Origin of the sequence: Micrococcus sp. HMSC31B01 (assembly GCF_001816085.1) — a bacterium.
GTDB classification, from domain to species: Bacteria; Actinomycetota; Actinomycetes; order Actinomycetales; family Micrococcaceae; genus Micrococcus; species Micrococcus luteus.
This window is the reverse complement of record NZ_KV825052.1, coordinates 1-9255: the sequence shown is the minus strand read 5'-3', so window position 1 is coordinate 9255 and position 9255 is coordinate 1. Positions and strand designations below refer to the sequence as shown.

Annotated in this window: 10 protein-coding genes and 1 pseudogene; 8 read left to right on the top strand and 3 right to left on the bottom strand. The window is 71.0% G+C overall.

Features of this window, described 5'->3' with window-relative positions; genetic code table 11:
• Both HMPREF3105_RS04535 and HMPREF3105_RS04530 read right to left on the bottom strand, forming a co-directional pair.
• Positions 1 to 292: pseudogene (locus tag HMPREF3105_RS04535) on the bottom strand (disulfide bond formation protein DsbA); the annotation flags it as partial.
• 42 nt (positions 293 to 334) lie between these two features.
• Positions 335 to 1084: a cytochrome c biogenesis CcdA family protein gene (locus HMPREF3105_RS04530; protein ID WP_070708861.1), complete on the bottom strand. Its 750-nt coding sequence runs from the start codon at positions 1082 to 1084 to the stop codon at positions 335 to 337.
• A gap of 152 nt (positions 1085 to 1236) precedes the next feature.
• Here HMPREF3105_RS04530 and HMPREF3105_RS04525 point away from each other — a divergent pair, with 152 nt between their 5' ends.
• The 7 genes from HMPREF3105_RS04525 (at position 1237) to HMPREF3105_RS04490 (ending at position 8198) form a co-directional block, all read left to right on the top strand.
• Positions 1237 to 1599 (top strand): Cd(II)/Pb(II)-sensing metalloregulatory transcriptional regulator CmtR, encoded by a 363-nt coding sequence (locus HMPREF3105_RS04525; protein ID WP_036313923.1) that lies wholly within the window; start codon positions 1237 to 1239, stop codon positions 1597 to 1599.
• Positions 1596 to 3551, top strand: a complete 1956-nt coding sequence (locus HMPREF3105_RS04520) for a heavy metal translocating P-type ATPase (RefSeq protein WP_170721174.1) — start codon at positions 1596 to 1598, stop codon at positions 3549 to 3551. Before HMPREF3105_RS04525 ends, HMPREF3105_RS04520 begins: the two co-directional genes overlap by 4 nt.
• A 180-nt stretch (positions 3552 to 3731) precedes the next feature.
• Positions 3732 to 4205: a signal peptidase II gene (locus HMPREF3105_RS04515; RefSeq protein WP_246830330.1), complete on the top strand. Its 474-nt coding sequence runs from the start codon at positions 3732 to 3734 to the stop codon at positions 4203 to 4205.
• Between the two features lie 326 nt (positions 4206 to 4531).
• Positions 4532 to 5706, top strand: a protein-coding gene (locus tag HMPREF3105_RS04505) for an IS3 family transposase (protein WP_102708792.1) whose coding sequence is annotated in 2 segments (ribosomal slippage) — positions 4532 to 4816 and positions 4819 to 5706 — 1173 coding nt in all. Because the reading frame shifts where the segments join, the coding sequence is not laid out codon by codon here.
• A 433-nt stretch (positions 5707 to 6139) separates the two neighbouring features.
• The gene (locus tag HMPREF3105_RS04500; protein WP_036313851.1) at positions 6140 to 6805 is read left to right on the top strand and encodes a biotin transporter BioY; all 666 of its coding nucleotides are present in this window, start codon (positions 6140 to 6142) and stop codon (positions 6803 to 6805) included.
• On the top strand, positions 6802 to 7563 hold the full coding sequence (locus HMPREF3105_RS04495; RefSeq protein ID WP_036313854.1) for an energy-coupling factor ABC transporter ATP-binding protein: 762 nt from the start codon (positions 6802 to 6804) through the stop codon (positions 7561 to 7563). The genes HMPREF3105_RS04500 and HMPREF3105_RS04495 overlap by 4 nt, the downstream gene beginning before the upstream one ends.
• The gene (locus HMPREF3105_RS04490; protein ID WP_036336646.1) at positions 7563 to 8198 is read left to right on the top strand and encodes an energy-coupling factor transporter transmembrane component T family protein; all 636 of its coding nucleotides are present in this window, start codon (positions 7563 to 7565) and stop codon (positions 8196 to 8198) included. Before HMPREF3105_RS04495 ends, HMPREF3105_RS04490 begins: the two co-directional genes overlap by 1 nt.
• A 39-nt stretch (positions 8199 to 8237) precedes the next feature.
• Here the strand turns inward: HMPREF3105_RS04490 and HMPREF3105_RS04485 are convergent, their stop codons facing one another.
• Complete coding sequence (locus HMPREF3105_RS04485) at positions 8238 to 8690, bottom strand: acyl-CoA thioesterase (RefSeq protein ID WP_049147545.1); 453 nt, start codon at positions 8688 to 8690, stop codon at positions 8238 to 8240.
• 125 nt (positions 8691 to 8815) lie between these two features.
• On the opposite strand from HMPREF3105_RS04485, the gene HMPREF3105_RS04480 reads away from it, so the two are divergent.
• On the top strand, positions 8816 to 9255 hold a 440-nt coding region (locus tag HMPREF3105_RS04480; protein WP_210401428.1), incomplete at its 3' end, for a hypothetical protein.

Genomic DNA, 9255 nt, shown 5'->3' with positions numbered 1-9255 from the left:
CGAAGTCCAGGAACTCCACCAGCACGGCCTTCTCATTGGGGGCCTGCGAGAGCACCCGGCTATTCTCCCGCACCAACTGACCGGCAGACCCAGTCGACTGCCCGGTGGACTGGGCGGTGGACTGGTTGGGGTCCTGCTGCTGGGCGGTGGCGGTCCCGCGGGCCACAAGGTAACCGATGAGGGCGGCGGCCACGACCAGGCCCAGCAGCACCCAGACCACGATCTTGGCCCGGCGCTGCCGGGACGGGGTGGGAGAAGACGGGGTGGAAGCGGTGGGGTCAGGGGAAGTCACGAGCGGTCCAATCCGTGAGGTGGGGGGCGTGTGCGGGCGGGGTTAGACGGGGGTGGTGAAGGGGCCGGCCAGGTTCTGCAGCTGGTAGATCCACAGGGTCCAGATCCCGGTGACCATCAGCACCCCGACGAGCACCAGCAGTACCCCGCCGATGATGTTGAAGGCGCGGATGTGGCGGCGGACGAAGCCCAGCGTTCGGGTGACCCAGTCCAGGCCCATCGCCACCAGCACGAAGGGGATGCCCAGGCCCAGACAGTAGAGGAAGCCCAGCAGGGCCCCGCGCCAGGGGTCCCCGGTGGTGGTGCTCAACGCCAGCACGGCGCTGAGGGTCGGGCCCATACACGGGGTCCAGCCCAGGCCGAAGACCACCCCGAGCAGCGGGGCCCCGGCGATCCCGGTCCTGGGCTGGAAGGACATCCGCCGGGTGTTCTGCAGGAACGGCAGCCAGCCGATGAGCACCAGGCCCATCAGGATCACGAACACCCCCAAGGCCCGGATCAGCGCGTCCTGCCACTGCAACAGCCACCCGCCGATCACCCCGAAGGCGGCCCCGTAGAGGGTGAACACCGCGGCGAAGCCCATAATGAACAGTCCCACCCCGGTCATCACCCGGCGCCGGTTGTCCGCCCGGCGCGGGTCGGCCAGCCCGGAGACATACCCCAGGTATCCGGGCACCAGCGGCAAGATGCACGGGGAGAGGAAGGACACCAGCCCGGCGACCACGGCCAGCGGCATCGCCACCAGCAGTGCCCCGGACTGGACCATCTCGGCGAAGAACCCACCCAGGCTCATGGCCGTCCTCCTCGGCCCCGGCAGCGGCGATGCGGGAAGGTGGGGCAGCAACGGGCAGTCACGGAGGGTCCTCACTGATTCAATCGATCGGGGTCGCCCGGCCCGGGCGAAACCCCGCAAGAGACTACAGTGCAGGCTGTATAGTTCACCACATGCTGACGATTGCGACACGGTTGGACGTGATGAACCGGCTGGGCCGGGCGATGGCCGACCCCACCCGATCCCGGATCCTGCTGTCCCTGCTGGAGGGCCCCGGGTATCCGGCCGAGCTGGCCCAGGCCCTGGGGCTGAGCCGGTCGAACGTGTCGAACCACCTGGCCTGCCTGCGGGACTGCGGGATCGTGGCCGTCGAGCACCAGGGCCGCCGCACCCGGTACGCGATCGTCGATGCGCACCTGGCCCGGGCGCTGAGCAGTCTGCTCGAGGTGACCCTCGCGGTGGATGCCTCCGCGCCCTGCCTGGACCCGGGCTGCCCGGTACCCCGGTGCTGCGACACGGCGGAGGTGGCCTCGTGAGCGCCGCCTGCGGCTGCGAGGCCCCGACCCCCACTCCCGGTGCACCCGAGGAGCACGAGGAGCACCGGCCGTGGTGGCGCGATGCAGCCATCCTGCTCCCGGCGCTCTCCGGGCTGGCGTTCCTCACCGGGCTGGTCCTGGAATGGTCCGGGGCCGGTCTCGTGGCCACGGTGGTGTTCTGGGTCGGGCTGGTGCTGGGCGCCTGGACCTTCGTGCCCGGGGCGCTGCGCGGATTGTTCACCCGGGGCCGGCTCGGGATCGGACTGCTGATGACGATCAGCGCCATCGGCGCGGTGATCCTGGGCTACATCGAGGAGGCCGCCGCCCTGGCGTTCCTGTACTCCATCGCCGAGGCCCTGGAAGACAAGGCCATGGACCGGGCCCGGGCGGGCCTGCGCGCCCTGCTGAAACTGGTGCCCGAGACCGCGACCATCCGGGCCGGCGGGGCCACGGTGGAGGTCGAGGCCAAGGACCTGCGACCCGGGCAGGTGCTCGTGGTCCGGCCCGGGGAACGGGTCGCCACCGACGGGATCGTGCGTACCGGGCGCAGTTCCCTGGACACCTCGGCGATCACCGGCGAGTCCATCCCGGTCGAGGTCGGCCCGGGAGACACCGTCTCGGCCGGGTCGATCAATACCGCCGGGGCCCTGGAGATTGACGCCACCGCCGCCGGCACCGACAACTCCCTGACCACCATCGTGCACCTGGTCGAACAGGCCCAGGCCGAGAAGGGGGACCGGGCCCGGCTGGCCGACCGGATCGCGAAGCCCCTGGTGCCCGGGGTGCTCATCCTGGCCGTGCTCGTCGCGGCCCTCGGGTCCCTGCTCGGGGACCCGGAACTGTGGATCACCCGCGCCCTGGTGGTGTTGGTGGCCGCCTCGCCCTGCGCGCTGGCCATCGCGGTGCCGGTCACCGTGGTCTCGGCGATCGGCGCGGCCAGCCGGTTCGGGGTGGTCATCAAATCCGGGGCCGCCTTCGAGCGCCTCGGCGGGATCCGCCACCTGGCGGTGGACAAGACCGGGACCCTGACCCGCAACCAGCCCACCGTCACCGCCGTGCTCGCCGCCCCCGGCATCACCGAGGACCAAGTGCTGGGCTGGGCCGCGGCACTGGAACAGCACAGCACCCACCCGTTGGCCGCGGCCATCACCGCCGCCACCCCGGACACGCCCGCGGCCGAGGGCGTCACCGAGACCGCCGGGCACGGGATCACCGGCCGCCTGGACGGGGCTACCGTCACCGTCGGCAGCCCCCGCTGGCTGGCCCCCGGCCCCCTGGCGGCCCAGGTCCAGGGGCTGGAGGACCAGGGCATGACCGTGGTCATCATCCACCGCGACGGGGCGGTCGCCGGGGCCATCGGGGTCCGTGACGAACTGCGCCCTGAGGTCCCCACCGTCGTGACCACCCTGACCGGCCAGGGCATCGACCTGACCATGCTCACCGGGGACAACGCCCGCACCGCCCGGGCGATCGCCGACCAGGCCGGCATCGACGACGTGCGCGCCGAGTTGCGCCCCGAGGACAAGGCCACCGCCGTCCACCAGTTGACCGGCACCCGGCCCACCGCGATGATCGGTGACGGCATCAACGACTCTCCCGCCCTGGCCGCCGCCGAGGTCGGCATCGCCATGGGCGCCACCGGCTCGGACGCAGCCATCGAATCCGCCGATGTCGCCTTCACCGGCCACGACCTGCGCCTGATCCCCCAAGCTCTGGCCCACGCCCGCCGCGGCCGGGCCATCATCAATCAGAACATCATTCTCTCGCTGCTGATCATCGCCGTGCTGCTGCCGCTGGCCATCACCGGCGTCCTCGGCCTGGCCGCCGTGGTCCTGGTCCACGAGGTCGCCGAGGTCATCGTCATCGGCAACGGCCTGCGCGCCGCCACCACCCGACGCACCGCCCTGGAACCCCTCACCGACCGGCAAGCCCAACCCGCCACCACGGGATGAGCTCCTACCGTGCCTGCGGGACAGAGACGCCCAGGCCCGGTGAGACCCGACCTGTCCGGTCCATCCGGTACCTGCCAGCGATTTCACAGGTCGCGCCGGGGTCAGCAGATCCACTGAGGCGCCGGGAAACGGGCGCATCGCGAAAGGACACGAATGAACCACCGGCGCAGGTACCCCCTGGTGCTCTTGACCATTGCGATCGGGGCCGGCGTAGTGGTCCTGGACCAGGTGACCAAGTGGTGGGCGGAGAACAGCCTGTCCACGGGCGAGCGAGTCCCGCTCCTGGGTGAGCTGCTCGGGCTCCAGCTGGCCTACAACCCCGGGGCGGCCTTCTCGTTCGGGGCCAACTCGACCTGGATCTTCACCATCATCTCGGCGGTGGCGGTCGCCGCGGCGATCTGGTTCACCCTCCGGGTCCGTACCGTGTCCTGGGCGATCGTGATCGGGTGTCTCGGCGGCGCGGTGACTTCCCACCTGGGTGACCGGCTCCTGCGCCCACCGTCATTCGGGCAAGGCCACGTGGTGGACTTCCTCGCCTACGGGAACTGGTTCATCGGCAACATCGCGGACATCTTCATTGTCGGCGGGGCGCTGGCCTCGGTCCTCCTGACCGCCACGGTGCCCGACCGGGGCACCGTCGACGTCGCGCGATAACCACTACTAGGACTCCCCTCCGCGGCCCGCTGCAGTCGGTCCCCCCTAGGGAGTCAACCTGCCGGCGCCGTACGAGACCACACGGTGATCTTGGCGGGGTGGGGCGGTGCGACAGGTGGGTGGCACGCCTCGACGCCGGTCGGCGATGGAGCAGAAGCCCCGGCCCTGGGAACGACAGACCATATCCGCGTCCCGACCCCGGTGCTCCTGACCCCTGTGGTCAAGGGGCCGATCGTGCACAGGCCGACGGCCGAGGGAGGGACTGACGCACGTACAGGTGACATACGATCTGTGGTGTTCCCACACCACAGGGAAGGATGTGCACCATGCCCGCCCCCTACCCCAAAGAGTTCCGCGATGATGTCGTCCGGGTCGCGCAGAACCGTGAGCCCGGCACCCATCTGAAAGACATCGCGAAGGACTTCGGCATCTCCGAGTCCTGCCTGACGAACTGGATTCGCCAGGCCGATATCGAAGCAGGCAACATCCCAGGCACCACCAAGGCCGAGGCCGAAGAACTCCGCGCAGCCCGCCGCAGGATCCGGCTCCTCGAGCAGGAGAACGAAGTCCTACGCCGCGCCGCGGCCTACCTCTCCCAGGCGAACCTGCCGAAAAAATGATGTACCCGCTCGTGTCCGAGCTCGCCGCCGACCAGATCCCGGTCGCGGTGTCCTTGCGGGTCCTCAAGCTCGCCCGCCAGCCCTACTACCGCTGGCGGGACCAGCCCGTCGCCGTTTCTGAGGTGGAGCAGGCCTACCGGGCCAACGCCCTGCACGCCGCTCACCTGAACGATCCGGAGTTCGGGTACCGGCTGCTGCGGGACGAGGCCGAGGCGGCCGGGGAGCGAATGGCCGCCCGTACTGCCTGGCGGCTCTGCCGCCAGAACGGGTGGCACTGCGGGTTCGGGGCCAAGCGTGGCAAGTACGGGACCCGCCCAGGCCCACCCGTGCACGACGACCACGTCCGCCGGGACTTCTCTGCCGAAGCTCCGAACCGGCTGTGGCTGACCGACATCACCGAGCACCCCACCAGTGAGGGCAAGCTCTACCTCTGCGCGATCAAGGATCTCTACGCCGGCAGGATCGTGGGGTACTCCATGGCCGGGCGTATGCAGGCCTCGTTGGCCGTGAACGCCCTCGAGCAGGCCGTGGCACGCCGCGGCGGCACCGATGCGGTGGCCGGGTGCATCGTGCACTCGGACCGCGGCTCGCAGTTCCGCTCGGCCCTATTCCAGGACGCCCTCACCACCCACGGGCTGATCGGGTCCATGGGTCAGGTCGGTGCTGCCGGGGACAACGCGGCTATGGAGTCCTTCTTCGCGTTGCTGCAGAAGAACGTGCTGGACCGACGCGACTGGGACACCCGGGACGAGCTGCGGGCCGGGATCATCACCTGGATCGAGCGGACCTACCACCGCCGCCGCCGGCAGGTGCGCCTGGGCCGATTGACGCCGGTCGAGTACGAGTTGATCATGGACCACACGCCCGCAGACGCGGCGTGAAGACGGCTGTCACCTACACGTGCACCAGTCCCCTATGACCCTTAGTCGATCGATGTTCAAAGGTCAAGACCTAAGTGACTCGTGGTCGTATGAAACATACTTGCGCGTTTGTGAAATCTTCGCTGCATCTCGACACATGGATCGAGCGTAGCGCCCGTGATCCCGTGCGCTGGTCAGGCGAGGGGCAGGAGGAGCCGATGTCAACCCTTCAGGGCCTGACCGGCGTATGAATCAAATTCGCGCGTTTCTGAAATCTTCGTTGCATCTCGACAACCGCTGCCTCGGTGTCGCCCCGGGAACGCACCCCGGCCGCCCACACCTCCGCCCCTGCAGTAGACTCCTGAACACTGTTCAACTCGTCGGGCACTCGCCATGCGCCCCGCGCCTCGGCTGAGCGCCCCCTCGCACTCGCTTCCGCACCAGGAGTCCCTCCATGAGCACTTCCGTGCCCTCGTCCCACGACGGCCACGTCCGCCCCGCGGCCACCACGACGGCGGACCGCCCCACCGACGCCGGCCGCCCCCGTCGCGGTTCCGCCGGCGGCAGCCTCGCGCGCATCGCCGTCATGACCGCGTTGATGGCCGTCCTCGGTCTGGTGCCGCCGATCGCCGTCGCCGGTGTGCCCGCCCCGATCGTGCTGCAGAACATCGCCGTGATCCTGGCCGGTGTGATCCTCGGCCCGTGGCGCGGGGCCGCCTCGATGGCGCTGTTCGCCGGCCTCGTGGCGCTCGGCCTGCCGCTGCTCAGCGGCGGCCGCGGCGGCCTGGGCGTGTTCGCCGGCCCGACGGCCGGCTTCATCCTCGGCTGGATCCCGTCCGCGCTGATCGTCGGCCTGATCTTCTGGGCCCTCACCTCCCGGGCCCGGCCCGGCCTCGGCGCCGGACGGGTCGCGCTCGGGGCGGCCGTCGCCGGGCTGATCGGTGGCGTCGTGATGGTCTACTTCTTCGGCGTGCTCGGCTTCGTCGGGATCGCCGGGATGGAGTTCGGCGCCGCCGTCCTCTCCATGGCCCCGTTCGTGCCCGGTGACCTGCTCAAGCTCGTCGTGTCCGTCATCCTCGTCGTCGGCCTGTGGAAGGCCTACCCCCGCGCCTTCCGATGAGCCCGGACCGTTCCGTCACCCTCACGGGCGTCCGCGTCGAGGCCGATGGCCCCGAGGGCGTCGTCGTGCTCCTCGACGGCGTGGACCTCACCCTCACCGCCCCGCGTGTGGCGGTGATCGGGGAGAACGGCTCCGGCAAGTCCACGCTGGCCCGCGCGATCGCCGGGCTGGCCGACGTCGTCGCCGGGGAGGTGACCGTGCACGGGGTGGACGCCGTCCGGGACGTGAAGGCGCTGCGCCGCACCGTCGGCTTCGTGTTCGCGAACCCGGCCGCGCAGATGGTCATGCCCACCGTCCGGGAGGACGTGGAGCTGACCGTGAAGTCGCTCAGGGACGACGCCGGCCGCCGCCTGACCAAGGACGACGTCGCCGCGCGCGTGGCCGCGGCGCTCCAGGAGCACCGGCTCACCGCGCTCGCGGACCGGGCGTGCCTGTCCCTGTCTTCGGGGCAGGCGCAGCGGCTGGCGATGTGCTCGGTGATGACCACCGGGCCGTCCCTGGTGATCGCCGACGAGCCGACCTCCCTGCTGGACGGCCGGCACCGGCGGATCGTGGCCGACCGGCTGCTGGCCGCCGACCCCTCCGCCCCGGACGGGTTCCAGCTGCTGCTGGTGACCCACGACCTCGAGCTGGCCCGTGCATGCGACGAGGCCGTGTGGGTCCACGGCGGCCGTGTGGAGCGGACCGGCCCGGCCGAGGACGTGGTCGAGGCGTACGAGCACTTCCTGGATCACGCCGTGGCGGCGGAGCTGCGCTGATGCTCTCCCTGTACATCCACGGCGACTCGCCCCTGCACCACGCCCGCGCCGGCCTCAAGACGGGCCTGTTCGCGGTGTGGGTGTTGGCCCTGACCCTGCTGCCACTGTCCCTGTGGACCGCGGGCGCCGCCGTCGTGGGCGCCGTAACCGCGTATCTCGTGGGCTTCGGGCTGCGGCGCGGGGCGGCGATGATCGCCTCCGACCTGCGCGCTCTGTGGCTGTTCTACGTGGTCCTGTTCGCGGCGCAGTGGATCTTCACCGACGCGTTCGCCGCCGGACTCATGGTGGCGCGCGTGCTCGGGCTCGTGCTCACCGCGCAGGTGTTGACGCGCACCACCCGGATCGCGGACATGACCGGGGTGGCCGAGGCGGTGCTGCGGCCGGTCGAGCGGATCCCGTGGGCGGGGCCGCGCCTGGCGCGGGCGGGGTTCCGCGCCGACCGCGTGGGCCTGGCGATGGGCCTGGTGCTCTCCTCGATCGGGCACCTGCGCGCCCTGGCCGAGCAGATCCGGCATGCGCAGGCCGCCCGCGGGGTGCGGATGGCGCCGTGGGCCTGGGCGCTGCCGCTGCTGGTGCTCAGCTTCAAGCACGCGGACGACGTCGGGGACGCCCTGGCCGCCCGCGGCATCGACTAGAGCCGCCCGCCCCCGGACCGCGTGGGGCGGCGGGCCGGCTCAGAGGGGGTTGTCCAGGGGCAGACGGTCGCGGTCGTAGGTGATCTCGGTGAAGCCGTGGGGCACGGGCTTGCCGTCCTCGCCCAGGGACACGAACACGATCTTGTCGATGGTCAGGATCATCTCGCCGGTCACGATGTTCCGCACCTTCGCCCGCATGGTCAGGGACGTGCGCCCGAACTCGGTGGCGCGCAGGCCCATCTCGATCATGTCGCCCTGCTTCGCCGAGGCCAGGAAGTTGATCTCCGAGATCAGCTTCGTCACGCACCGCGGGTTGCCCAGCTGCAGGGTCGCGTAGATGGCCGCCTCCTCGTCGACCCAGCGCAGCAGCGAGCCGCCGAAGAGGGTGTTGTTCGCGTTGAGGTCCTCCGGCTTGACCCACTTGCGGGTGCGGAAGTTGACGTCGTCGTGGGCGGCGCGGTCGGCCGAACGGGTGAAGAGCGTGGAGTCCATGGCCCCACGGTAGAGCGACGCCGACGCCGGCACGAGGGAGGGCGCCCGATGCGGAGACGTGCTCGAGCAGGCCGTAGGGTCGCCGGAAGGGATCCGCAACGGAGCACACAGGAAGGACCCGGCCGATGACCATCCGCCCCCACTCCGACCCCGTCACACCCGACGCCACCTGGCGCGATGTGCCGGTGCTCGGCTTCACGGTCGCGGCCGGCATCGCCGTCCTGTTCTGCCTGGTCTGGCTGCTCCGGGACGGACTCACCACCGACTACACGTGGGGGCTGCTGCTGTCCCCGGTGCTCATGAGTGTGCCCGGGGCGGCGGTGATGGTCCTCTGGGAGCGGCTCCTCGCCCGCGTCCCGCGGCTGGCCGCCACGCTGGTGGCCGTCGCCGCCCTCCTGGCCCTCGGGCTGGTGCTCGCATGGTGGCTCGTCGAGGTGAACGCGCAGACGCACCTGTTCACCGGGAGCACGTTCTGGCTGCTCGCCGTCGCCCCGGTCTGCGCGGGCCTCGCCTGGCTCGCGCACCGGCTGCTCCCGCCGGCCCGCCGGCCCGTGGGGGAGCCCCC